The 23,511-nt window shown below is 40.8% G+C and carries 24 protein-coding genes and 1 tRNA gene; 24 read left to right on the forward strand and 1 reads right to left on the reverse strand.

Going from position 1 to position 23,511, the window contains the following annotated elements; genetic code table 11:
• The first annotated feature begins 9 nt into the window (after positions 1–9).
• The 11 genes from rpsE to H4J67_RS05990 all read left to right on the forward strand — a co-directional run bounded on the left by rpsE (position 10) and on the right by H4J67_RS05990 (position 6,713).
• Positions 10–519, forward strand: a complete 510-nt coding sequence (gene rpsE, locus H4J67_RS05940; protein WP_070375063.1) for a 30S ribosomal protein S5 — start codon at positions 10–12, stop codon at positions 517–519.
• 6 nt (positions 520–525) lie between these two features.
• Positions 526–705, forward strand: a complete 180-nt coding sequence (gene rpmD / locus H4J67_RS05945) for a 50S ribosomal protein L30 (protein ID WP_070375062.1) — start codon at positions 526–528, stop codon at positions 703–705.
• A 2-nt stretch (positions 706–707) separates the two neighbouring features.
• Entirely contained in the window at positions 708–1,142 is a 435-nt protein-coding gene (rplO, locus tag H4J67_RS05950) for a 50S ribosomal protein L15 (RefSeq protein WP_070375061.1), read from the forward strand.
• Between the two features lie 6 nt (positions 1,143–1,148).
• Positions 1,149–2,477 (forward strand): preprotein translocase subunit SecY, encoded by a 1,329-nt coding sequence (secY, locus tag H4J67_RS05955; protein WP_070375060.1) that lies wholly within the window; start codon positions 1,149–1,151, stop codon positions 2,475–2,477.
• A 38-nt stretch (positions 2,478–2,515) separates the two neighbouring features.
• Positions 2,516–2,629: a 50S ribosomal protein L36 gene (gene rpmJ, locus H4J67_RS05960; protein WP_083277954.1), complete on the forward strand. Its 114-nt coding sequence runs from the start codon at positions 2,516–2,518 to the stop codon at positions 2,627–2,629.
• A 158-nt stretch (positions 2,630–2,787) separates the two neighbouring features.
• Positions 2,788–3,144, forward strand: coding sequence for a 30S ribosomal protein S13 (rpsM, locus tag H4J67_RS05965; protein WP_070375059.1), 357 nt, complete (start codon positions 2,788–2,790; stop codon positions 3,142–3,144).
• Between the two features lie 13 nt (positions 3,145–3,157).
• On the forward strand, positions 3,158–3,547 hold the full coding sequence (gene rpsK, locus H4J67_RS05970) for a 30S ribosomal protein S11 (RefSeq protein ID WP_070375058.1): 390 nt from the start codon (positions 3,158–3,160) through the stop codon (positions 3,545–3,547).
• Positions 3,548–3,580: 33 nt separating this feature from the next.
• Complete coding sequence (rpsD, locus tag H4J67_RS05975; protein WP_070375057.1) at positions 3,581–4,201, forward strand: 30S ribosomal protein S4; 621 nt, start codon at positions 3,581–3,583, stop codon at positions 4,199–4,201.
• Between the two features lie 24 nt (positions 4,202–4,225).
• Positions 4,226–5,215, forward strand: a complete 990-nt coding sequence (locus H4J67_RS05980) for a DNA-directed RNA polymerase subunit alpha (protein WP_070375056.1) — start codon at positions 4,226–4,228, stop codon at positions 5,213–5,215.
• Positions 5,216–5,257: 42 nt separating this feature from the next.
• Positions 5,258–5,662, forward strand: a complete 405-nt coding sequence (gene rplQ, locus H4J67_RS05985; RefSeq protein ID WP_070375055.1) for a 50S ribosomal protein L17 — start codon at positions 5,258–5,260, stop codon at positions 5,660–5,662.
• A gap of 151 nt (positions 5,663–5,813) precedes the next feature.
• Positions 5,814–6,713: a phosphoribulokinase gene (locus H4J67_RS05990; RefSeq protein ID WP_070375054.1), complete on the forward strand. Its 900-nt coding sequence runs from the start codon at positions 5,814–5,816 to the stop codon at positions 6,711–6,713.
• A gap of 39 nt (positions 6,714–6,752) precedes the next feature.
• Here the strand turns inward: H4J67_RS05990 and H4J67_RS05995 are convergent, their stop codons facing one another.
• On the reverse strand, positions 6,753–7,157 hold the full coding sequence (locus H4J67_RS05995; protein ID WP_182173943.1) for an OsmC family protein: 405 nt from the start codon (positions 7,155–7,157) through the stop codon (positions 6,753–6,755).
• 251 nt (positions 7,158–7,408) lie between these two features.
• On the opposite strand from H4J67_RS05995, the gene H4J67_RS06000 reads away from it, so the two are divergent.
• The 13 genes from H4J67_RS06000 to H4J67_RS06060 form a co-directional block, all read left to right on the forward strand.
• Positions 7,409–7,485 (forward strand) — tRNA-Trp (locus H4J67_RS06000).
• Positions 7,486–7,572: 87 nt separating this feature from the next.
• The gene (gene secE / locus H4J67_RS06005) at positions 7,573–7,953 is read left to right on the forward strand and encodes a preprotein translocase subunit SecE (protein ID WP_182173940.1); all 381 of its coding nucleotides are present in this window, start codon (positions 7,573–7,575) and stop codon (positions 7,951–7,953) included.
• A 2-nt stretch (positions 7,954–7,955) separates the two neighbouring features.
• Positions 7,956–8,552 carry a transcription termination/antitermination protein NusG gene (gene nusG / locus H4J67_RS06010; protein ID WP_220463275.1) on the forward strand — a complete coding sequence of 199 codons (597 nt, stop codon included), beginning with the start codon at positions 7,956–7,958 and terminating at the stop codon, positions 8,550–8,552.
• 270 nt (positions 8,553–8,822) lie between these two features.
• On the forward strand, positions 8,823–9,251 hold the full coding sequence (gene rplK, locus H4J67_RS06015; protein ID WP_070375051.1) for a 50S ribosomal protein L11: 429 nt from the start codon (positions 8,823–8,825) through the stop codon (positions 9,249–9,251).
• A gap of 3 nt (positions 9,252–9,254) precedes the next feature.
• Complete coding sequence (gene rplA / locus H4J67_RS06020) at positions 9,255–9,959, forward strand: 50S ribosomal protein L1 (protein WP_070375050.1); 705 nt, start codon at positions 9,255–9,257, stop codon at positions 9,957–9,959.
• Positions 9,960–10,258: 299 nt separating this feature from the next.
• Positions 10,259–10,753, forward strand: a complete 495-nt coding sequence (gene rplJ / locus H4J67_RS06025) for a 50S ribosomal protein L10 (RefSeq protein ID WP_070375049.1) — start codon at positions 10,259–10,261, stop codon at positions 10,751–10,753.
• Between the two features lie 114 nt (positions 10,754–10,867).
• A complete protein-coding gene (gene rplL, locus H4J67_RS06030; protein WP_070375048.1) occupies positions 10,868–11,227 on the forward strand; it encodes a 50S ribosomal protein L7/L12 in 360 nt (119 codons plus the stop codon).
• A 258-nt stretch (positions 11,228–11,485) separates the two neighbouring features.
• Positions 11,486–15,514 (forward strand): DNA-directed RNA polymerase subunit beta, encoded by a 4,029-nt coding sequence (gene rpoB / locus H4J67_RS06035; RefSeq protein ID WP_182173937.1) that lies wholly within the window; start codon positions 11,486–11,488, stop codon positions 15,512–15,514.
• 101 nt (positions 15,515–15,615) lie between these two features.
• On the forward strand, positions 15,616–19,827 hold the full coding sequence (gene rpoC / locus H4J67_RS06040; protein WP_182173934.1) for a DNA-directed RNA polymerase subunit beta': 4,212 nt from the start codon (positions 15,616–15,618) through the stop codon (positions 19,825–19,827).
• A 186-nt stretch (positions 19,828–20,013) separates the two neighbouring features.
• Positions 20,014–20,388, forward strand: a complete 375-nt coding sequence (gene rpsL / locus H4J67_RS06045; RefSeq protein ID WP_011045492.1) for a 30S ribosomal protein S12 — start codon at positions 20,014–20,016, stop codon at positions 20,386–20,388.
• A gap of 115 nt (positions 20,389–20,503) precedes the next feature.
• Positions 20,504–20,977 (forward strand): 30S ribosomal protein S7, encoded by a 474-nt coding sequence (rpsG, locus tag H4J67_RS06050; RefSeq protein ID WP_070375045.1) that lies wholly within the window; start codon positions 20,504–20,506, stop codon positions 20,975–20,977.
• Between the two features lie 223 nt (positions 20,978–21,200).
• Positions 21,201–23,309 (forward strand): elongation factor G, encoded by a 2,109-nt coding sequence (gene fusA, locus H4J67_RS06055; protein WP_182173931.1) that lies wholly within the window; start codon positions 21,201–21,203, stop codon positions 23,307–23,309.
• Positions 23,310–23,387: 78 nt separating this feature from the next.
• Positions 23,388–23,511, forward strand: a 124-nt coding sequence (locus tag H4J67_RS06060; RefSeq protein ID WP_259368505.1) for a GTP-binding protein, incomplete at its 3' end; no start/stop codon positions are given.

Here is a 23,511-nt window from a genome sequence, read left to right on the forward strand (position 1 = left end):
GAGTTGATAATGGCTAATCATAATCAAGAAAACTCACAACAAAGTGATATGGCTGAAAAGCTAATTGCCGTTAACCGCGTTTCAAAAGTGGTTAAAGGTGGTCGCATATTCAGTTTCACTGCACTTACAGTAGTTGGTGATGGTGCTGGACGCGTTGGTTTTGGATACGGTAAAGCACGTGAAGTGCCTGCTGCAATCCAGAAAGCAATGGAAAAAGCACGCCGTAACATAGTAACCGTAGATTTGAAGGGTACTACTCTTCAGCATGTCATCATTGGCAAGCATTCTGGTTCTAAAGTTTACATGCAACCAGCTTCTGAAGGTACAGGTATCATCGCCGGTGGCGCGATGCGTGCAGTACTAGAAGTTGCAGGTGTTCAGAACGTATTGTCAAAAGCATACGGTTCTACTAACCCGATCAACGTAGTTCGTGCTACTGTCTCAGCTCTTGCGAATATGAAATCGCCGGCAGGTGTTGCAGCTAAGCGTGGCAAAACCGTTGCAGACATACTGGGGTAATTGAGCATGGCTAAAACAGTAAAAGTAACTCAAATGAAAAGTTCTATCGGTCGTTTACCGAAGCATAGAGCTACATTAAGAGGTCTTGGATTACGTCGTATCCGTCATACAGTAGAGTTAGAAGACACTCCATCTGTACGCGGTATGATTAACACAGTATCTTATATGGTTAAGGTGGAGGATTAATTATGCATTTAAATACTTTATCTCCTGCACCAGGTGCAAAGAAAGCTAAGAAGCGCTGTGGGCGCGGTATTGGTTCTGGCATTGGTAAAACAGGCGGACGTGGCCACAAAGGTCAGAAGTCTCGTTCTGGCGGTAGTGTACGTCCAGGTTTCGAAGGTGGTCAAATGCCATTGAAACAACGTTTACCTAAGTTTGGTTTCACGTCACGTAAATCTTTAGTTCGCGCTGAAGTACGTTTACATGAACTAAACAACATCACAGGTGATGTTGTCGATATCTTTGCTCTTAAAGATGCAAACCTAATCACACGTAACATCAAAACAGCAAAAATTATGTTGTCTGGTGATATTAACCGTCCAATTACGGTTCGTGGTTTAGGTGTTACTAAAGGCGCACGTGCAGCTATTGAAGCTGCTGGCGGAAAAATCGAGGAATAGTACAGCATGGCTACACCAGGAATGGCTCCTTCAAAAGGTAGTAAAGGCGCAGGCGGAATGTCTGAGCTCAAGCAAAGATTATGGTTTGTTCTCGGCGCACTAATTGTGTTCCGTTTAGGATCATTTGTGCCAATCCCTGGTATTGACGCCGCTGTATTAGCTCAGTTGTTTGAACAACAAAAGGGCACCATCGTAGAAATGTTTAACATGTTCTCTGGTGGTGCACTTGAGCGAGCCTCTGTATTGGCACTTGGTATTATGCCGTACATCTCAGCTTCAATTATCATGCAATTGCTTACTGTGGTTCATCCCGCAATGGCAGAGCTGAAAAAAGAAGGTGAAGCTGGACGTCGTAAGATCAGTCAATACACCCGCTACGGCACGTTAGTTCTAGCGACAGTACAATCAATTGCAATTGCAAGAAGTTTACCAGGAATGATGCCGGGTCTAGTAATGGACGCAGGTTTTGGTTTCTACTTTGCCGCTGTAGTAAGTTTAGTAACCGGTACCATGTTTTTAATGTGGTTAGGTGAACAAATTACTGAACGTGGTATTGGTAACGGTATATCTATCTTAATATTTGCAGGTATTGTTGCTGGCATGCCTTCAGCTGTTGCACAAACAGCAGAGATGGCGCGTCAAGGTGAATTGCACTTATTAGTATTATTGCTGATGTGTGTCATAGTATTCGCTGTAACCTTTTTTGTAGTATTTGTAGAACGTGGTCAACGACGTATTGTTGTTAACTATGCTAAGCGTCAGCAAGGCCGTAAGGTTTTCGCCGCGCAAAGCACGCATTTACCGCTTAAAGTTAATATGGCTGGTGTTATACCACCTATCTTTGCATCAAGTATTATCTTGTTCCCCGGCACTCTAGCGAGTTGGTTTGGACAAGGTGAAGGTGCAGTTGCTGACTTTCTACAAGAAGTATCTATTGCTATTTCTCCAGGTCAGCCGTTGTACGTTATGTTACTTGCCGCAGCGATAATATTTTTCTGTTTCTTCTACACGGCTCTTGTTTTCAATCCGCGTGAAACAGCAGATAACCTAAAAAAATCAGGTGCGTTTATTCCTGGGATTCGTCCTGGTGAGCAAACGTCTAAATATATAGATAAAGTGATGACACGCTTAACCTTAGCGGGTGCGTTGTATATTACCTTTATCTGTTTGGTACCTCAGTTCATGATCATCGCATGGGACGTTCAGTTCTATTTCGGTGGTACATCATTACTTATTATAGTAGTGGTTATTATGGACTTTATGGCACAAGTACAAACGCATATGATGTCTCATCAATATGACAATGTGCTTAAGAAAGCTAACTTAAAAGGTTAGGTCGTTAGACTTAACTCAATAGGTAAACGGAGTATAAAATGAAAGTACGTGCATCCGTAAAAAAGATTTGTCGTAATTGTAAAGTGGTTAAACGCAAAGGCGTAGTACGCATTCTTTGTGTAGAACCAAAGCACAAACAAAGACAAGGTTAAGCTTAGATTCATCTAAGCTGACAGCAATATCTTTTAGAAGTAGCATTGTGCAGAGATTTCTGTATAATGCCGCTTCGATTTGCAGAAAAGAAGACGGGTTGGGTATCCTAACGGGCTTTCCAACCTGATAATTTTAACCTTAAATAGGAGATGTGTTAGTGGCCCGTATCGCTGGCATTAACATCCCTGATCGTAAGCATGCAGTAATCGCCATTACTGCGATTTTCGGTATCGGAGCGACTCGCGCAAAAGCAATTTGTGCAGCAGCAGGTATCGCAGAATCAACGAAGATCAGTGAATTAGACGAAGCAAAAATAGATTTGCTACGTGCTGAAGTGGATAAATACACCGTAGAAGGTGATTTACGCCGTGAAGTTTCAATGAATATTAAACGTCTTATGGATTTAGGTTGTTACCGTGGCATACGCCATCGTCGCAGTCTTCCATTACGTGGTCAACGCACTAAAACTAATGCGCGCACCCGTAAAGGTCCTCGTAAGCCAATTAAGAAGTAAGAGGAACTAGACAATGGCTAAAACACCTGTACGTACGCGTAAACGCGTTAAAAAACAAGTTGCTGATGGCATGGCTCATATCCACGCCTCTTTCAACAACACAATCGTAACTCTTACAGATCGTCAAGGTAATGCTTTATCTTGGGCAACTGCAGGTGGTTCAGGTTTCCGTGGTTCACGTAAATCTACCCCATTTGCTGCTCAGGTAGCTGCAGACCGCGCTGGCGCCGCTGCAAAAGAGTTTGGTTTGAAGAATATTGAAGTTTTCGTTAAAGGCCCTGGACCAGGACGTGAGTCTGCAATCCGTGCCCTAAATGCTGCTGGTTTTAAAATCACCAACATTACTGACGTAACGCCTATTCCTCATAATGGTTGTCGTCCTCCTAAGAAACGTCGCGTTTAATCGTACTTTTTTTAGGATAGTTGGAGAAAGAAAATGGCTAGATATTTAGGTCCTAAGTTAAAGCTTAGTCGTCGCGAAGGAACAGATTTGTTCCTTAAAAGCGGTGTTAGAGCAATTGACACTAAATGTAAAATCGAAACAATACCAGGTCAGCACGGCGCACGTCGCGGTCGTTTGTCTGATTACGGTATTCAACTTCGTGAAAAACAAAAAGTTCGTCGTATTTATGGCGTACTAGAAAAGCAATTCCGTAATTACTACAAAGAAGCGGCTCGTTTGAAAGGTAATACAGGTGAAAACTTGTTACAACTTTTAGAGATTCGTCTTGATAACGTAGTATACCGTATGGGCTATGCAAGCACTCGTGCTGAAGCTCGTCAACTAGTTAGCCATAAAGCTATCGTAGTAAACGGCGTAGTTGTTAATATTCCATCTTTCAATGTTAAAGCTGAAGATGCAGTTTCTATTCGTGAGAAATCTAAAACTCAAGCGCGTATCATCGCTGCTTTAGAATTAGCTGAGCAACGTGAGAAGCCAGTCTGGGTTGAAGTAGATAACAAGAAACTTGAAGGCGTTTTCAAACGTGTTCCTGATCGTTCTGACTTGTCTGCCGAAATTAATGAACAGTTAATTGTTGAACTTTACTCTAAGTAAAGTAGCACTTAAGAGAGGAAATATATGCAGGGTTCTGTAACCGAATTCCTTAGACCGCGATTGGTTGGTATTGAAACCATTAGCGCGACTCGTGCTAAGGTAACTTTAGAGCCATTAGAGCGTGGTTTTGGTCATACTTTAGGTAATGCTTTACGTCGCATTCTTCTATCTTCAATGCCAGGTTGTGCTGTAACTGAAGTTGAGATTGACGGCGTTCTACACGAATACAGTAGTAAAGAGGGTGTGCAAGAAGACATCATCGAAATATTGTTGAACCTTAAGGGATTAGCTATAAGTTTAGAAGGTAAAAACGAAGCTGTTATTACTTTAACTAAATCCGGTGAAGGCCCTGTAACGGCAGCTGATATCCAACATGACGGAGATGTAACAATCGCAAATCCTAATCATGTAATCTGTAATTTAACAGGTGAAGGTTCTATCAGCATGCGAATCAAAATTGAAATGGGACGTGGTTATGTTCCTGCTTCAGTTAGACGCGATGCCGAGGATGAAGATCGTGCAATCGGACGTTTGTTAGTTGATGCTTCGTTCAGTCCAGTTGTAAGAATTGCCTACGATGTTGACTCTGCCCGAGTAGAACAGCGTACTGATTTAGACAAACTTGTACTTGATATGGAAACCAATGGTACATTGGATCCAGAAGAAGCTATTCGTCGTGCTTCAACAATTTTAGCTGAACAGCTAGATGCGTTTGTAGAATTGCGTGATATTAAAGAAGTAGAGCCAAAAGAAGAGAAACCTTTATTTGACCCTATTTTGCTTCGTCCAGTTGATGATCTTGAATTAACAGTTCGTTCAGCAAACTGCTTAAAAGCAGAAGCAATTCAATACATTGGCGATTTAGTACAGCGTGCAGAAGTAGAGCTTCTTAAAACACCTAATTTAGGTAAGAAGTCTTTAACAGAAATCAAAGACGTTTTGGCGTCTCGTGGTTTATCTTTAGGTATGCGCCTTGAAAATTGGCCGCCTGAAAGCATCGCTGATAACGACTAATTCGTTTATCGTTTTTTAATAGTTTGAGAGAAGGATTAACTTATGCGCCATCGTCAAAGCGGTCGCCAGTTAAACCGTAATAGCAGTCATCGTCAAGCGATGTTCCGTAATATGGCAAGTTCACTAGTTAAGCACGGCGTTATTAAAACGACCGTAGCTAAAGCTAAAGAACTACGTCGCGTTGTAGAGCCACTGATTACATTGGCCAAGACCGACAGTGTTGCAAATCGCCGTTTAGCGTTTGCTCGTACACAAGATAAAGAAGTAGTAGGTATTTTATTTAACGAACTTGGTGCACGTTACCAAGAACGTCCAGGTGGGTATACTCGCATTTTAAAATGTGGTTTCCGTACTGGTGATAAAGCGCCTATGGCTTATGTTGAATTAGTAGACCGTCCTGCATCAGATGTTGTTGCAGAAGAAGTTGAAGAGTCAGCAGAAGCTTAATTTAGCCTAGCTAAATTTACTTTAAAATTAAAAACGGAGCTTCGGCTTCGTTTTTTGTTTTTAAAAATAATGATAATGAACTATATTGTAAACTTGACCAACCTTTAAATTCTCCGTATAACATTTACCCCCACTCTTAAGAGAATTAATTATGTCATCACGTAATCCTATCATTGCTGTAACCGGATCATCAGGAGCAGGTACATCGACAACGATAGAGTCGTTTGCACATATATTTCGTTCATTGGGTATCACTCCAGCGACAGTTGAGGGAGACAGTTTTCATCGCTACTCTCGACAAGAAATGGACCTCGAAAAGCGTAAAGCGAGAGAAGACAGAAGAAACATTAGTTATTTTGGTGATGAAGCTAACGATTTTGACGCCTTAGAAAAACTTTTTAGCACTTACTCCGAAACGGGTAAAGGCCAGATGCGTCGATACCTACACACATTTGATGAAGCCGTTCCCTACAACCAAATGCCGGGAACGTTTACACCTTGGGAAAAACTAGGTGATGGCACTGACTTACTCTTCTATGAAGGGTTACATGGCGGTGTAGTTACCGAAAAAAATGACGTAGCAAAACATGTCGACTTGTTAATTGGTATGGTACCGATAGTTAACTTAGAATGGATACAGAAAATAATACGTGATACTAATCAACGTGGGCATAGTCGAGAAGCGGTAACAGCAAGCATAGTGCGCAGTATGGAAGACTATATCTCTTACATAACGCCACAATTTTCAAAGACACATATCAACTTCCAGCGCGTACCGACAGTAGATACCTCGAACCCTTTTAGTGCTAAAGCCATACCGAGCCTTGATGAGAGTTTTGTGGTGATACGCTTTCGCGAAGCTACGGGTGTTGACTTTCCTTACTATTTATCGATGATTGACGGTGCTTTTATGTCACGTATCAATACCTTAGTTGTGCCGGGTGGTAAAATGGGGCTTGCCATGGAATTACTGTTAACACCATTGATCAGAGATTTAATGGAGAAAAAGCATCGCGCCAATAAGCAATTAGATTGGATGACTGATTTGTAGTAAGTTGTGCTGTAACGTAAATTACAGCACATGGTGCATTTACTCTTCGACTATTTCAAAGTCATGGGTGATTCGTACAGTGTTATGTAGCATTAATGCTACTGAGCAGTATTTGTCAGCAGAGAGTTTAACGGCCCGCTCGACGTGTTTTCCTGAAACTTCCTGACCTGTTATCACAAAGTGTAGATGAATATCAGAAAACAGTTTCGGCACTGAGTTTACACGCTTAGCTTCAATATCCACTTTACAACCACTGACGTTTTGCCTAGATTTATCAAGAATACTGACAACATCTACTGAGGAACACGCCCCTAATGAAATCAATACATTCTCTAGCGGGCTAGGTGCAGATGCACCGGCGTTAGCGTCCAAAACAATCGTATGACCATTTTGCGAAGTACCCATGAATAACTCTTCACCCATCCATTTTACACTTGCTTTCATTATTAGACCTTATATCTACTTATTAACGGGTAATATATTAACGTGCATCGGCTGAAATTTACTAGTCCTTCATCTAGATAATCAGAAAAAGAACCTTCAAGCCAACAAACAGCAGACAAAAGAAAATATCACTTGAGAAAAGTAATATCATTAGTATAATGGCGCCTCACTTCTTGAGTCTCTTTAAATTCCCAAACAAACTAAGATTCACCAGAAAAGTGTAACTCTTCATCTTAGATGGAAAGTAAACTAGGGGTATAGTTCCAATTGGTAGAACAGCGGTCTCCAAAACCGACGGTTGGGAGTTCGAATCTCTCTACCCCTGCCATATTTTATAAAGTATTTTTTAATACTTTTGAAGTAACTTCAGTGATGAAGTTAACATGCCATAGGCAAATATTTACAGGTCAATATTATGAATGCAAGTACAGAAAGCCAGCCAAACGGATCTCTTGATTCGCTAAAATGGATGATCGTCATCCTGCTTTTAGCCGGAGTCGTTTTCGCCAATTATTTTTACGGTGATGAATCCGTTTTATACCGTGCAATAGGTGCCGTTGTCGGTATCGTTATTGCTGGTGTAATCGCCATGCAAACTGTTAAAGGCCAGAACGCCGTTGCATTTGCGAAAGAATCACGTACTGAAATTCGTAAAGTTGTTTGGCCAACACGCCAAGAAGCGATACAAACTACAGGTATCGTATTGTTCGCTACTTTTATTATGTCTTTAGTTATGTGGGGACTTGATTCTACGCTATTTTGGGTAGTTGGCTTTATTACAGGTTTGAAGGTGTAATCATGACTGAAGAAATTTTATCTCCTGAAGAGAATGAACAAAACGAAGAAAAAGTAATTAACACAAACCCGAAGTTACGTTGGTATGTTGTGCAAGCTTTTTCTGGCTATGAAGGACGCGTGCAAAAAACCTTGGTTGAGCATATCGAGATTCAAGGTTTGCATGAGAAGTTTGGTCAAATTCTTGTGCCTACCGAAGAAGTCGTTGAAATGCGTGCTGGTCAAAAGCGTAAGAGTTCACGTAAGTTTTTCCCTGGCTATGTATTAGTACAAATGGAAATGGATGTTGAAGCTTGGCATTTAGTTAAAAGTGTCCCGCGTGTCTTAGGTTTTATCGGTGGTACCAGTGATCGCCCAGCACCTATTTCACAAAAAGAAGCTGACCGTATTTTACAAAGACTAGAAGATACCGATAAGCCTCGTCCTAAAACATTGTTTGAGCCCGGCGAAGTGGTTCGTGTTATTGATGGTCCATTTGCTGACTTTAACGGCGTTGTTGAAGAATTAGATTACGATAAAAACCGTATTAAAGTATCAGTATTAATCTTTGGTCGTTCAACACCAGTAGATTTAGAGTTCGGACAAGTCGAAAAAGGCTAACCGCTCAATAACAAATAATAATTTGAAAAGGCTAGAGATGCGAATCTCTAGCCTTTTTTGTTATATCAATAACATCCGTTCAACTCCCCCAGAAGTCATATAAATAAGAATTTCATTAAAGTCTTGTGTAAAAGGGCTTTTTTAATATATAATCCGCTGCCTATTTTTTTTAAGTGACTTCGTCGTCGTTTAGGAAAAAGTAAGGATAATCGAACAACGGGGAGCTGAATTAAATTTTAGCGTTAACACCCAAACTAAAGGTATTGAAAAATGGCTAAGAAAGTCCAAGCTCTAATCAAGCTACAAGTTGCTGCTGGTGCAGCAAACCCTTCACCGCCAGTTGGTCCTGCTTTAGGTCAACACGGTGTGAATATCATGGAATTTTGTAAGGCGTTCAACGCAAAAACAGAATCTTTAGAAAAAGGCGCTCCAGTACCAGTAGTTATTACTGTATACAGCGATCGTTCTTTTACATTTGAAACAAAAACACCACCTGCTTCTTACTTATTGAAAAAAGCAGCTGGCATCAAAAGCGGTTCTGGCCGTCCTAACACTGACAAAGTGGGTACTGTTACTACAGCCCAACTTGAAGAAATTGTTAAGACAAAAGAAGCTGACTTAACTGCTGGTTCTATGGAAGCTGCAGTGCGTACCATTGCGGGTTCTGCTCGTTCAATGGGTTTAGTGGTAGAGGACTAATCAATGACTAAATTAACGAAACGCGCTCGTCTAATCCGTGAAAAAGTAGACGTATTAAAAGATTATGATATTGCTGAAGCCATTTCTTTATTAAAAGAACTTGCTACTGCAAACTTCCGTGAAAGTGTAGATGTTGCTGTAAATCTTGGCATCGATGCTCGTAAATCAGACCAAAACGTACGTGGCGCAGCTGTATTACCAAATGGTACTGGCCGTGATGTTCGTGTTGCTGTATTTACACAGGGCGCAAATGCTGAGAAAGCGAAAGAAGCTGGTGCTGACATCGTAGGTATGGAAGATTTAGCTGAATTAGTTAAAAAAGGCGAGATGAACTTTGATGTTGTAATCGCTTCTCCAGATGCTATGCGTGTTGTTGGTCAACTTGGTCAGATTTTAGGCCCACGTGGTTTAATGCCTAACCCTAAAGTTGGTACTGTAACACCAGACGTTGTAACCGCTATTAACAATGCAAAATCGGGCCAGATCCGTTACCGCAATGATAAAAACGGTATCATCCATACTACTATTGGTAAGGCTGATTTCGACGATGCTAAATTACAAGAAAACCTAGAGTTTTTATTGGAAGCTTTAAAGAAAGCTAAACCAGCAAATGCTAAAGGTCAGTACATTAAGAAACTTTCTATCTCAACTACTATGGGCGCCGGTGTATCGGTAAACCAAGCTAGTTTGACAGCAGTTTCTAAGTAAAGTCACATTTTTTGCACTTTACAAGGGTTAAATTATAGACTATAATTTCGCCCTTAAAAATTTTGGTAGGTGTTGTTTTATTCTTTTAGAAGTTTAAACAACCCCGTCAAAGACCGTAGGAGTTTATAAGGTAATTATTTACTTTAATAGACTTAATTTTTCCTACGTAGATGGTGATTACCCAGTATTTCCTAATTCTGGTCCTCGCCGTAACGGCCTAGTTTACTTTCTTTAAAAGAATATAAGCTAGGGATAGTAAATACCGGTTTATTTAACCGGTGAACCAGGAGTTAAAGCCAATGGCTATCAATCTTGATGACAAAAAGGCAATTGTTGCTGAAGTTCAAGAAGCTGCTAGTGGCGCTCACTCAGTTGTAATCGCGGATGCCCGTGGTGTTGGAGTGGAAGCAATTACTGCATTGCGTAAGCAAGCACGTGAAAGTGGTGTATGGATGAAAGTTGTCCGTAACACATTAGCACGTCGTGCAGTAAAAGGTACTCAATTTGAATGTGTTTCTGACGTATTCAAAGGACCTTCATTAATTGCTTTTTCATCTGATCACCCAGGTGCTGCTGCACGTTTATTCACAGCCTTCGCTAAAGCTAACGAAGCCTTTGATTTAAAAGCAGCTGCATTTGAAGGTAATTCAGTAGACGTAAATGTGTTAGCTAAGCTACCTACTTACGACGAAGCGATTGCACGTTTAATGAGCGCAATGAAAGAAGCATCTGCAGGCAAATTAGTCCGCACGATTGCTGCAGTACGCGATCAGAAAGAACAAGAAGCCGCTTAATAATTGTCTACCTCTGCTATTACTCAAACATAGGCAGAGCACAATTCGCACTTTTTGTATTTATAGTTATTTCAAACAGCCAAAGGCTGTTTATTAAAAAACAGGAAATTTAAAATGTCTATTTCTAAAGACGATATCCTAAACGCAGTTGCTGACATGTCAGTAATGGACGTTGTTGCTTTAATCGAAGCAATGGAAGAAAAATTTGGCGTATCTGCATCAGCTGCTGTTGCCGCTGCTGGACCAGCTGAAGCTGTTGAAGAGCAAAGCGAATTCAACGTTGTTATGACTAGCTTCGGTGAGAAGAAAGTTGCAGTAATCAAAGCAGTTCGTGGCGCTACAGGTTTAGGCCTTAAAGAAGCTAAAGACTTAGTTGAAGCTCTTGGCGTTGTTAAAGAAGGCGTTGACAAAGCTGAAGCTGAAGCTCTTAAGACTCTTCTTGAAGAAGCTGGCGCTTCTGTTGAGATCAAATAATCTGTTTTTAAACAGATTATTTGCCTGAAAAGGCAATGGCTGGTGACTTTAAAGTCACCGGCCTTTTTGCGCTAAAGAAAGTGGTTTTTTTTAAACCAAAAAGTGCATAATTGGTACTAATGTATTAAGTACCATTGCAATATCCTGTCTGATACCAATTGGATTAGCTAACACAAAGTATGAAGCTATACTGAAGTTGTCTAGTCCAATTGGTATTTTAAAGGCAGATCGGCCATAACCAGCAAGCTGAGGAACCCCATGGTTTACTCTTACTCCGAAAAGAAACGTATTCGCAAGGACTTTGGTAAAAGCATACAAGTAATGGATTATCCATTCTTGTTATCAATCCAACTCGAATCTTTCCGTAAGTTTATTGATATTGATCCAACAGGTGAAACAGGCCTAGAGGCTGCGTTTCATTCTATTTTCCCAATTAAAGCTTACTCTGGTAGCTCAGAGTTACAATATGTGAGCTACAGACTTGGCGAACCGTTATTTGATGTCAAAGAATGTCAAATCCGCGGTGTAACCTATTCTGCGCCGCTTCGCGTTAAATTACGTTTAGTAGTTTATGATAAAGAAGCGCCAGCAGGCACAGTTAAAGATATCAAAGAACAAGAAGTATACATGGGTGAAATCCCATTAATGACAGACAACGGTACGTTTGTTATTAATGGTACTGAGCGTGTTATTGTTTCGCAATTACATCGTTCTCCAGGTGTGTTTTTCGATCATGATAAAGGTAAAACACACTCATCTGGTAAAGTATTATATAACGCACGCGTTATTCCTTACCGTGGTTCTTGGTTAGATTTTGAGTTTGATCCTAAAGATAATTTATTTGTACGTATTGACCGTCGTCGTAAATTACCGGCGTCAATCATTTTACGTGCCTTAGAATATTCTACTGAAGAAATTCTAGACATGTTCTATGACACCACTGATTTTTCAATCAAAGGCGATAAGTTGATCATGGATTTAATCCCTGAGCGCTTACGCGGTGAAACGGCAACGTTTGACATTTGTTTGAAAAATGGTGATGTATTAGTAGAGCAAGGTCGTCGCATTACTGCACGTCATATTCGTTCATTATCGAAAGAAAATCTTGAAAAGCTAGAAGTCCCAGCTGAGTACATCGTAGGTAAAGTTTTATCTAAAGCTTACATCGATGAGTCTACTGGTGAAGTTATCGCTGAAGCCAATGCTGAAATAACATTAGAGTTATTAGCAGAGCTAAGCCAAGCTGGTCATAAAGTTCTTTCTACCTTATATATGAATGAATTCGATGTTGGTTCATACATGTCTGACACTATTCGTGTTGATGGTACTTCAAACAAGCTAGAAGCTTTAGTTGAAATATACCGCATGATGCGCCCAGGCGAACCACCAACAAAAGATGCAGCAGAAACGTTATTTACTAACTTGTTTTTTGCTCCAGAACGCTATGATTTATCAACCGTTGGTCGAATGAAGTTCAACCGTCGTGTTGGCAATTCAGACGATGTTGGAAGTGGCATTTTATCTAACGATGACATTATTTCAGTAATGAGAACCTTAATCGCCATTCGTGACGGTAAAGGCGAGACTGATGATATCGATCACTTAGGTAACCGTCGTATTCGCTCTGTTGGCGAAATGGCAGAAAACCAATTCCGTGTTGGTCTAGTACGTGTTGAACGTGCTGTGCGTGAACGTTTAAGTCTTGGTGACTTAGACGCTATCATGCCACAAGACCTAATCAACGCTAAGCCTATCTCTGCGGCTGTGAAAGAATTTTTCGGTTCTTCACAATTGTCACAGTTTATGGATCAAAACAACCCGTTATCAGAAGTGACGCATAAACGTCGTATCTCCGCATTAGGCCCAGGTGGTTTGACGCGTGAACGTGCTGGTTTTGAAGTTCGAGATGTACATCCGACCCATTATGGTCGTGTATGTCCTATCGAAACGCCGGAAGGTCCAAACATTGGTTTGATTAACTCACTGTCGTGTTATGCACGTACTAACGATTACGGTTTCTTAGAAACTCCATATCGTAAAGTAGTTGATGGCTTAGTCACTGATGATATAGATTATTTATCAGCAATTGAAGAAGGTAACTTCGTTATTGCCCAAACTACAGCTCCGGTTGATAGTGAAGGTATGTTAGTAGACGGCTTAGTACAGTGTCGTCACAAAAACGAATTTACATTAATCTCGGCAGAACAAGTCCAATATATGGATGTTTCGCCACAGCAGATTATTTCAGTTGCAGCAAGTTTAATTCCGTTTCTTGAGCACGATGATGCTAACAGAGCCCTGATGGGTTCAAACATGCAACGTCAAGCAGTACCAACTCTTATCGTTGATAAGCCGTTAGTCGGTACAGGTATGGAAAAAGTTGTAGCAGTTGATTCAGGTGTAACTGCTGTTGCAAAACGTGGTGGTGTAGTCAGCTATGTTGACGCTTCTCGTATTGTTGTTAAAGTTAATGAAGACGAAATGCATGCTGGTGAAGCCGGTATTGATATTTATAACTTAACTAAATATACGCGTTCCAACCAAAATACATGTATTAACCAACGTCCACAGTGTCGTATGGGCGAACCTGTTACACGTGGTGATGTTTTAGCTGATGGTCCTTCAACGGACATGGGTGAATTAGCCCTAGGTCAAAACATGCGTATAGCGTTTATGCCTTGGAATGGTTACAACTTCGAAGATTCAATGTTGTTATCTGAACGTGTTGCTACAGAAGATCGTTTCACTACAGTTCATATTCAAGAATTAACCTGTATAGCACGAGACACTAAATTAGGTAGTGAAGAAATTACTTCTGATATTCCTAATGTTGGTGAATCAGCTTTATCTAAATTAGATGAAGCGGGTGTTGTTTACATCGGTGCTGAAGTTAATGGTGGCGACATCCTAGTGGGTAAAGTTACTCCTAAAGGTGAAACACAATTAACACCAGAAGAAAAACTATTACGTGCTATTTTCGGTGAAAAAGCAGCTGACGTTAAAGACAGTTCTTTACGTGTACCTAACTCAGTTAAAGGTACTATCATCGACGTTCAAATCTTCACCCGTGACGGTGTAGAAAAAGATAAGCGCGCTGTTGAAATTGAAGAATTACAACTTAAAGAAGTTAAGAAAGATTTAGGCGATGAATTTAGCATCTTAGAAGATGGTATTTATGCTCGTGCTAAAAACCTTCTTTTATCTGCTGGCTTAAACGAATCAGACATTAATAGTATGTCTCGTGCAAATTGGTTAGTTCAAAACTTGTCTGATGAAGGTCAACAATCTGAGCTTGAACAAATTGCTGAGCAATACGACAATATTAAAGCTGATTTCGATAAGAAGTTTGAAATTAAACGTCGTAAGATCACGCAAGGTGCTGATTTAGCTCCAGGTGTTCTTAAAATTATCAAAGTTTACTTAGCGATAAAACGCCACATCCAACCGGGTGATAAAATGGCCGGTCGTCATGGTAACAAAGGTGTTATTTCAAACGTCGTTCCAGTAGAAGATATGCCTTACGATCAATATGGTGTTCCTGTTGATGTGGTACTTAACCCGTTAGGTGTACCATCACGAATGAACATTGGTCAGATCTTAGAAACTCATCTAGGTATGGCGTGTCGTGGTATTGGCGAAAAAATCAACCGTATGTTGGAAGCGCAACAAGAAATTCATAAACTACGTAACTTCATTCAAGAAGTTTACAATGTTGGTGAATCTCGTCAAGTTGTTGACATCGCGAGTTTCTCTGATGATGAAGTGATGCGTTTAGCTAATAACCTACGTGCCGGTCTTCCTATTGCTACTCCAGCATTTGATGGTGCAGCAGAGAAAGAAATCAAAGAGATGTTTAGACTTGCTGATATGCCTGAAAGCGGTCAGTTTATCTTAACTGACGGTCGTACTGGTCGTGAATTTGAACGTCCTGTAACGGTTGGCTACATGTATATGTTAAAACTTAACCATTTAGTTGATGACAAAATGCATGCACGTTCTACTGGCTCTTACTCATTAGTAACGCAACAACCTCTTGGCGGTAAAGCGCAATTTGGTGGTCAACGTTTCGGTGAGATGGAAGTATGGGCACTAGAAGCATACGGTGCTGCTTATACGCTACAAGAAATGTTAACGGTTAAATCTGATGATGTTAACGGTCGTACTAAGATGTATAAAAACTTAGTAGACGGTGATCACAGAATGGAGCCAGGCATTCCTGAATCATTCAACGTATTGTTGAAAGAAATTCGTTCGTTAGGTATTAACATCGAATTAGATCAGGACTAGCTTCCAAAGCTGCATGCTGACTATCAAATTGATGAGTCAGTACACGGAGAAAGCAGGTAACTGCTTTCTCTTTAAGGTTTAACTCCGACAGGAGAAGAAGTGTGAAAGATTTACTTAAGTTTCTTAAGCAACAAAATCAAACAGAAGAGTTCGATGGTATACGTATCGGACTAGCCTCACCAGATCAGATTCGTTCTTGGTCATTTGGTGAAGTAAAAAAACCTGAAACGATTAACTACCGTACGTTCAAACCAGAACGTGACGGTCTATTTTGTGCGCGTATTTTTGGTCCAGTAAAAGATTACGAATGCCTTTGTGGCAAATACAAGCGTTTAAAGCATCGTGGTGTTATTTGTGAAAAATGTGGCGTAGAAGTTACATTAACAAAAGTTCGTCGTGACCGTATGGGTCATATCGAATTAGCAAGCCCAGTTGCACATATCTGGTTTTTAAAATCATTACCTTCGCGTATTGGTTTATTACTTGATATGACACTTCGTGATATCGAACGTGTTCTTTATTTTGAATCTTATGTTGTTACTGAACCTGGTATGACAACATTAGAAAAAAGCCAAATTCTAACTGAAGAAGAATATCTTGATGCTTTAGAAGAGCATGGTGATGAATTTGACGCATTAATGGGTGCTGAAGCTGTTTTAGCTTTACTACAACAAATCGATTTAGAAGGCGAAGTAGCGCAAATGCGTGAAGAGCTTCCTGAAATTGGTAGTGAAACTAAGCGTAAAAAAGTCACTAAGCGTTTAAAATTAATGGAAGCATTCGCCGCTTCAGGTAATAAGCCTGAGTGGATGATTATGAACGTACTACCCATTTTACCACCGGATTTACGTCCGTTAGTACCTTTGGATGGTGGCCGTTTTGCTACGTCTGATTTGAACGATTTATACCGTCGTGTTATTAACCGTAACAACCGTTTAAAACGTCTTCTTGACTTAGTAGCACCAGATATTATCGTACGTAACGAAAAACGTATGTTACAAGAATCTGTTGATGCACTTCTTGATAACGGTCGTCGTGGTCGCGCAATTACCGGTTCTAACAAACGTCCTCTTAAATCTCTTGCCGATATGATTAAAGGTAAGCAAGGTCGTTTCCGTCAGAATCTATTGGGTAAACGTGTTGATTACTCTGGTCGTTCTGTAATTACTGTTGGTCCTACACTGCGTTTACACCAGTGTGGTTTACCGAAAAAAATGGCACTTGAATTATTCAAACCATTTATTTACGGTAAATTAGAAGCTCGTGGTTTAGCGACTACGATTAAAGCGGCTAAAAAATTAGTTGAACGTGAAGGCGCTGAAGTTTGGGATGTACTTGACGAAGTTATTCGTGAACATCCAGTTATGCTTAACCGTGCACCAACACTTCACAGACTAGGTATCCAAGCGTTTGAACCTGTTCTAATTGAAGGTAAAGCAATTCACTTGCATCCTCTAGTTTGTGCGGCATACAATGCCGATTTCGATGGTGACCAAATGGCGGTACACGTACCGTTAACTATCGAAGCACAAATGGAAGCTCGTACCTTAATGATGTCTACCAATAACGTGTTATCACCAGCAAACGGTGAGCCGATTATTGTACCATCACAAGATGTTGTTTTAGGCTTGTACTACTTAACACGTGACCGTGTTAATGGTTTAGGTGAAGGCATGGTTTTTGCTGACACTAAAGAAGCTGAAAAAGCTTACCGCACAGGTGTTGCAGAACTTCACGCCCGTGTAAAAATTCGTATCACCGAATACTTTAAAGACGAAGAAGGTAACTTTACTGTACCTAAAACGACTTTACGTGATACCACGGTAGGTCGCGCCATTATGTGGCAGGTTTGTCCAAAAGGTATGCCTTACGATTTAATCGATCAACCGCTTGGCAAAAAACCAATTTCGAAATTAATTAACCACGCTTACCGTAACTTAGGTTTGAAAGAAACGGTTATTTTTGCTGACCAAATCATGTACACAGGCTTCCATTACGCGATGATCGCGGGTTGTTCTGTTGGTATTGATGATATGGTTATTCCTGCGGCTAAATACACTATTATCGAAGAGTCGGAAGAAGAAGTTGCTGAAATCCAAACTCAATTCGAACAAGGTTTAGTGACTCAGGGCGAAAAATATAACAAAGTTATTGATATTTGGTCATCTGCCAACGAGAAAATCTCTAAAGCGATGATGGACAACTTATCAAAAGAAACTGTTATTAACCGTGACGGCGTGCCAGAAGAACAAGATTCATTCAACTCTATCTACATGATGGCTGACTCGGGTGCTCGTGGTAGTGCTGCTCAGATCCGTCAGTTAGCGGGTATGCGTGGCTTGATGGCTAAACCAGATGGTTCTATCATCGAAACGCCAATCAAAGCTAACTTCCGTGAAGGTTTGAACGTATCTGAATACTTCATTTCAACTCACGGTGCGCGTAAAGGTCTTGCCGATACTGCATTGAAAACAGCTAACTCGGGTTACTTAACTCGTCGTTTAGTTGATGTTGCACAAGATTTGGTTGTGACTGAACATGACTGTGGCACTTTCGACGGTCTACTAATGACACCATTAATCGAAGGTGGAGATGTTGTTGAACCATTAAGAGAACGTGTTCTTGGTCGTGTTGTTGCTGAAGATGTTCTCAAGCCCGGTACTGACGAAGTTTTATTACCTCGTAATACGCTAATTGACGAAGCTTTGTGTGATTTCATTGAAGAAAACTCAATAGATCAAATGAAGGTACGTTCAATTATTACCTGTAAAACCGATTTTGGTATTTGTGCTCACTGTTACGGTCGTGATTTGGCTCGTGGCCATATGATCAACCAAGGTGAAGCTATTGGTGTTGTTGCAGCCCAATCAATTGGTGAACCTGGTACACAGCTTACCATGCGTACGTTCCACATTGGTGGTGCCGCATCGCGTGCCTCTGCTGAAAACAATGTTCAAGTTAAAAACACAGGTACTTTGAAACTTCAAAATGCTAAGTTTGTAACTAACTCTGAAGATCATCTTGTTATTACCTCACGTTCTTCTGAAATGACGGTAATTGATGAGCTAGGTCGTGAGAAAGAACGTTATAAAGTACCTTACGGTACTGTGCTTTCTAAGAAAGATGGTGGATCAATTGTTGCCGGTGAAATCATCGCTAACTGGGACCCGCATACTCACCCTATTATTACGGAAGTAGCAGGTAAAGTTCAGTTCGTTGATCTTTCTGATGGCGTGACTATGGTTCGTCAAACTGATGATCTGACTGGTCTTTCAAGTATTATTGTTACTGACGCAGGTCAACGTAATGCAACGGGTAAAGAAATGCGCCCAGCATTGAAACTTGTTGATGCTAACGGTGAAGAAGTTATGATTGCCGGGACAGAAATCCCAGCACTTTACTACTTACCGGGTAATGCGATTGTTAACTTAGAAGATGGCGCGGATGTAAACATTGGTGATGCACTGGCTCGTATACCACAAGCAAGTTCTAAAACTCGTGATATAACCGGTGGTCTTCCACGTGTTGCTGATTTATTTGAAGCACGTAAGCCTAAACTTCCTGCAATTCTTGCTGAGAAAACAGGTGTTGTTGCTTTCGGTAAAGAAACCAAAGGTAAAGTGCGCTTATTAATCACTCAACCTAGCGGTGAAGTATACGAAGAGATGATCCCTAAAACGCGTCTTTTGAATATCTATGAGGGTGAGCCAGTAATCAAAGGTGAAGTTATTGCCGATGGTCCTGAGTCTCCGCATGATATCTTGCGTTTACGTGGTGTTGCACCTGTTGCTAATTACATTGTTAACGAAGTACAAGAAGTATATCGTTTACAAGGTGTAAAAATTAACGACAAGCACATCGAAGTTATCGTCCGTCAAATGATTCGCAAGTGTGAGATCTTAGACGCGGGTGATAGTGATTTCTTGAAAGGCGAACAAGTAGAAGTAGCGCGTGTTAATATTTCAAACCGCGAGCTTGAATCTGCTGGTAAGCAACCTGCTGAATACGAAATGCAAATGATGGGTATTACTAAAGCATCATTAGCAACTGAATCGTTTATTTCAGCGGCATCTTTCCAAGAAACAACACGTGTACTTACTGAAGCTGCTGTTGCAGGTAAGAAAGATAAGTTACGTGGCTTGAAAGAAAACGTTATCGTTGGTCGTTTGATCCCAGCGGGTACAGGTTATTCGTACCATCAGGAACGTGCTAAACGTAAACTACAAGCAAAAATGCCTGCTGTTGAAGAAGTCGCTGTTTCAGCTGACGATGCTGCACAAGCATTAACTGACGCACTAAATGCTAGTGATTAAGTAAAAAATATAGCGTTAATGGCCTGTGCTACTTGACAGGCCATAGCTTGACCTATAGAATTCCGCGACCCTATATCCTGTACTGTTTATGTATAGCATTTAAGGTCGCGGATTTTCACGTTTATAAGGGTGTAAATTTCTCATTGATTGGAATTTACACAAGTTTAACTAATCGGGAGCTATTTAATGGCAACTATTAACCAATTAGTACGTAAACCACGTGTAAGACAAGTAACTAAAAGTAACGTTCCAGCGTTACAAGCTTGTCCACAACGTCGTGGCGTATGTACTCGTGTGTATACAACTACACCGAAAAAACCTAACTCAGCACTTCGTAAAGTTGCTCGTGTTCGTTTAACTAACGGCTTCGAAGTAACTTCATACATCGGTGGTGAAGGACATAATTTACAAGAGCATAGCGTTATTTTAATACGCGGTGGCCGTGTAAAAGATTTACCGGGTGTGCGTTATCACACCGTTCGTGGCGCGCTTGATTGTTCAGGTGTAAGCGACAGAAGACAAGGCCGTTCTAAATACGGTGCTAAACGACCTAAATCTTAAGTTTTCCTCTCTAACTCCTTATAGATAGGAAGAGAAAAAACGTTAAGTAAGGCCAAATAAGAAATTTTTAAATTTATATATTTTGGATTAATCCTGAATACTACGGAGAATTAAGATGCCAAGAAGACGCGTCGTAGGGCAACGTAAAATATTGCCAGATCCTAAGTTCCATAACGAACTTTTAGCAAAATTCATCAACATCCTTATGGTTGATGGTAAAAAATCTACTGCAGAAAAAATTGTTTACGGTGCATTAGACATTTTAACTGAAAAAAACAGCGAGAAAACTCACTTAGAGCTTTTCGAAACTGCTTTAGATAATATCCGCCCATCTGTCGAAGTTAAATCTCGTCGTGTTGGTGGTTCTACTTATCAAGTACCAGTTGAAGTTCGTCCAGTTCGTCGTAATGCTCTAGCCATGCGTTGGTTAGTTGAAGCAGCTCGTAAACGTGGTGAAAAATCAATGGCTCAGCGCCTAGCTAACGAAATGTTAGATGCGTCTGACAGCAAAGGTTCAGCGGTTAAGAAACGTGAAGACGTTCACCGTATGGCTGATGCTAACAAAGCGTTCGCTCACTACCGCTGGTAAGCTAGCAGTTTTGAATGGATGTATGATTTACCCTTTGCATATGCTTAGGGTGAATACATGGCTAGCAAGAGTTTCTCTTGCTAGCCATACTAACTTTTACGGACTGATGCTTTGTGCAGTTCAAATAGTATTAAACAGTAGTATTAAACAAATACTCACCGCTTACGCGAATATTTATTTAATAGTACTAATTATTAGTGACTAAGAATTAGAGGATTTCATTTTGGCACGTATCACCCCTATTGAGCGCTACCGTAACATTGGTATCTGTGCGCACGTAGATGCTGGCAAAACGACAACCACAGAACGTGTTTTGTTTTACACGGGTCTTTCTCACAGAATTGGTGAAGTGCATGATGGCGCTGCAACCATGGACTGGATGGAACAAGAGCAAGAGCGTGGTATTACCATCACCTCAGCAGCGACAACTTGTTTCTGGAAAGGCATGGACGGTCAATTTGTTGACCACCGTATTAATATTATCGATACTCCTGGTCACGTTGATTTTACCATTGAAGTTGAACGCTCCTTGCGTGTCCTCGATGGTGCTGTATTAGTTTTATGTGCCTCTTCTGGTGTTCAACCGCAAACAGAAACTGTTTGGCGTCAAATGGAAAAGTATGCCGTTCCACGCATTGTTTTTGTTAATAAAATGGACCGTACTGGTGCAGACTTTCTTTCTGTTGTTGGTCAGCTAAAAGCACGTCTAAAAGCAAACGCAGTACCTATTCAGTTACCTATTGGTTCAGAAGAAGATTTTAAAGGTGTTATAGACCTTGTTAAAATGAAAGTGATCAACTGGAGTGAAGACGATCACGGGATGACTTTTACTTATTCAGCAATACCCACCGATATGCAAGACCTTGCCGATGAATGGCGTGAGAATATGATATCGGAAGCGGCTGAAGTGTCAGACGAGTTAATGGATAAATACCTTGAAGATGGCGATTTGACAGAAGATGAAATCAAGTCAGCACTTCGACAACGTACCCTTAATAATGAAATCATTCTTTGTACTTGTGGCTCTGCTTTTAAAAACAAAGGCGTACAAGCTGTTTTAGATGCGGTTATTGACTATTTACCCTCACCAACGGAAGTTGCTGCTATTACGGGTATTAGTGATGACAAAAATGAAACACCGGCAACGCGTGCTGCAGATGATAGTGCACCATTTTCCGCGTTAGCCTTTAAAATTGCCACTGACCCTTTTGTCGGTACGTTAACCTTCTTCCGCGTCTATTCCGGAGTAGTAAAAACAGGCGATAGTGTCTTTAATCCGATTAAAGGCAAGAAAGAACGTCTCGGTCGTCTAGTGCAAATGCATGCCAATGACCGTCAAGAAATTAAAGAAGTTCGTGCTGGTGATATTGCAGCAGCCATCGGTTTAAAAGATGTGACTACGGGTGAAACACTGTGTGATGCCAATCACGTAATAACACTTGAGAAAATGGAATTCCCTGATCCGGTAATTTCAATAGCCGTTGAGCCAAAAACCATTGCTTCTCAAGACAAATTAGCCCTAGCCTTAAGTAAATTATCAGCTGAAGATCCTTCGTTTAAGGTCGTTACTGATGATGAAACGGGTCAAACGATCATTTCCGGTATGGGTGAGCTACACTTAGACATTATTGTCGAGCGCATGAAACGTGAGTTTGGCGTCGAATGTAATGTCGGTAAGCCACAAGTTGCTTATCGTGAAACTATTCGTTCTACGGTTGAAGTAGAAGGTAAATTTATTCGACAATCAGGTGGTAAAGGCCAATTTGGTCACGTTTGGTTGAAAATGGAACCCTTACCAGAAGGTGCTGGTTTCGAATTTGTTAACGAAATTGTTGGCGGTACTGTTCCTAAAGAATATATCCCCGCCATTGAAAAAGGCTGTTTTGAGCAAATGGATAGTGGTGTATTAGCCGGTTATCCAATGCTTGATGTTAAAGTAACACTTTATGACGGTTCTTTTCATGACGTTGACTCTAATGAAATGGCGTTTAAAGTTGCTGCTTCAATGGGCTTTAGAGAAGGGGCGTTAAAAGCTACGCCGACACTTCTAGAACCTATGATGAAAGTCGAAGTAACTACGCCAGAAGAAAACATGGGTGATGTCGTTGGCGATTTAAATCGTCGTCGCGGTATGATCGATGGCATGGACGAAGGTCCTGCTGGCTCTAAGATAGTGAATGCAATAGTACCACTGTCTGAAATGTTTGGTTATGCTACTGCATTACGCAGTGCAACACAGGGCCGCGCCTCTTATTCGATGGAATTTTTACAATACAGTGAAGCTCCTAAGAATGTAGTTGCGGCAATAACAGAATCTCTTGGAATCTCGTAAGACACTCACTTATAGTTAGTGAAAGTCTAGCTCGGTCATCTTGGCTGCGCTTTTAATAAACTTTAAGGTAATTGAAAAATGGCTAAAGCAAAATTTGAACGTTTAAAACCGCATGTTAACGTTGGTACTATCGGTCACGTCGATCACGGTAAAACTACTTTAACAGCTGCTATCTCTGCAGTATTAACTAAAGTACACGGTG

Origin of the sequence: Colwellia sp. BRX10-4 (assembly GCF_014077465.1) — a bacterium.
GTDB lineage: Bacteria > Pseudomonadota > Gammaproteobacteria > Enterobacterales > Alteromonadaceae > Colwellia_A.

Coding starts and splice junctions, on each gene's coding strand:
- rpsK (WP_070375058.1), top strand. CDS start 3,158: ATGGCTAAAACACCTGTACGTACGCGTAAACGCGTTAAAAAACAAGTT.
- secY (WP_070375060.1), top strand. CDS start 1,149: ATGGCTACACCAGGAATGGCTCCTTCAAAAGGTAGTAAAGGCGCAGGC.
- rpmJ (WP_083277954.1), top strand. CDS start 2,516: ATGAAAGTACGTGCATCCGTAAAAAAGATTTGTCGTAATTGTAAAGTG.
- rplL (WP_070375048.1), top strand. CDS start 10,868: ATGTCTATTTCTAAAGACGATATCCTAAACGCAGTTGCTGACATGTCA.
- rpoB (WP_182173937.1), top strand. CDS start 11,486: ATGGTTTACTCTTACTCCGAAAAGAAACGTATTCGCAAGGACTTTGGT.
- H4J67_RS05980 (WP_070375056.1), top strand. CDS start 4,226: ATGCAGGGTTCTGTAACCGAATTCCTTAGACCGCGATTGGTTGGTATT.
- rpsE (WP_070375063.1), top strand. CDS start 10: ATGGCTAATCATAATCAAGAAAACTCACAACAAAGTGATATGGCTGAA.
- rplK (WP_070375051.1), top strand. CDS start 8,823: ATGGCTAAGAAAGTCCAAGCTCTAATCAAGCTACAAGTTGCTGCTGGT.
- rplA (WP_070375050.1), top strand. CDS start 9,255: ATGACTAAATTAACGAAACGCGCTCGTCTAATCCGTGAAAAAGTAGAC.
- secE (WP_182173940.1), top strand. CDS start 7,573: ATGAATGCAAGTACAGAAAGCCAGCCAAACGGATCTCTTGATTCGCTA.
- rpsL (WP_011045492.1), top strand. CDS start 20,014: ATGGCAACTATTAACCAATTAGTACGTAAACCACGTGTAAGACAAGTA.
- rpmD (WP_070375062.1), top strand. CDS start 526: ATGGCTAAAACAGTAAAAGTAACTCAAATGAAAAGTTCTATCGGTCGT.
- rpsG (WP_070375045.1), top strand. CDS start 20,504: ATGCCAAGAAGACGCGTCGTAGGGCAACGTAAAATATTGCCAGATCCT.
- rpsD (WP_070375057.1), top strand. CDS start 3,581: ATGGCTAGATATTTAGGTCCTAAGTTAAAGCTTAGTCGTCGCGAAGGA.
- nusG (WP_220463275.1), top strand. CDS start 7,956: ATGACTGAAGAAATTTTATCTCCTGAAGAGAATGAACAAAACGAAGAA.
- H4J67_RS05990 (WP_070375054.1), top strand. CDS start 5,814: ATGTCATCACGTAATCCTATCATTGCTGTAACCGGATCATCAGGAGCA.
- rplO (WP_070375061.1), top strand. CDS start 708: ATGCATTTAAATACTTTATCTCCTGCACCAGGTGCAAAGAAAGCTAAG.
- H4J67_RS05995 (WP_182173943.1), bottom strand. CDS start 7,157: ATGAAAGCAAGTGTAAAATGGATGGGTGAAGAGTTATTCATGGGTACT.
- rplQ (WP_070375055.1), top strand. CDS start 5,258: ATGCGCCATCGTCAAAGCGGTCGCCAGTTAAACCGTAATAGCAGTCAT.
- rplJ (WP_070375049.1), top strand. CDS start 10,259: ATGGCTATCAATCTTGATGACAAAAAGGCAATTGTTGCTGAAGTTCAA.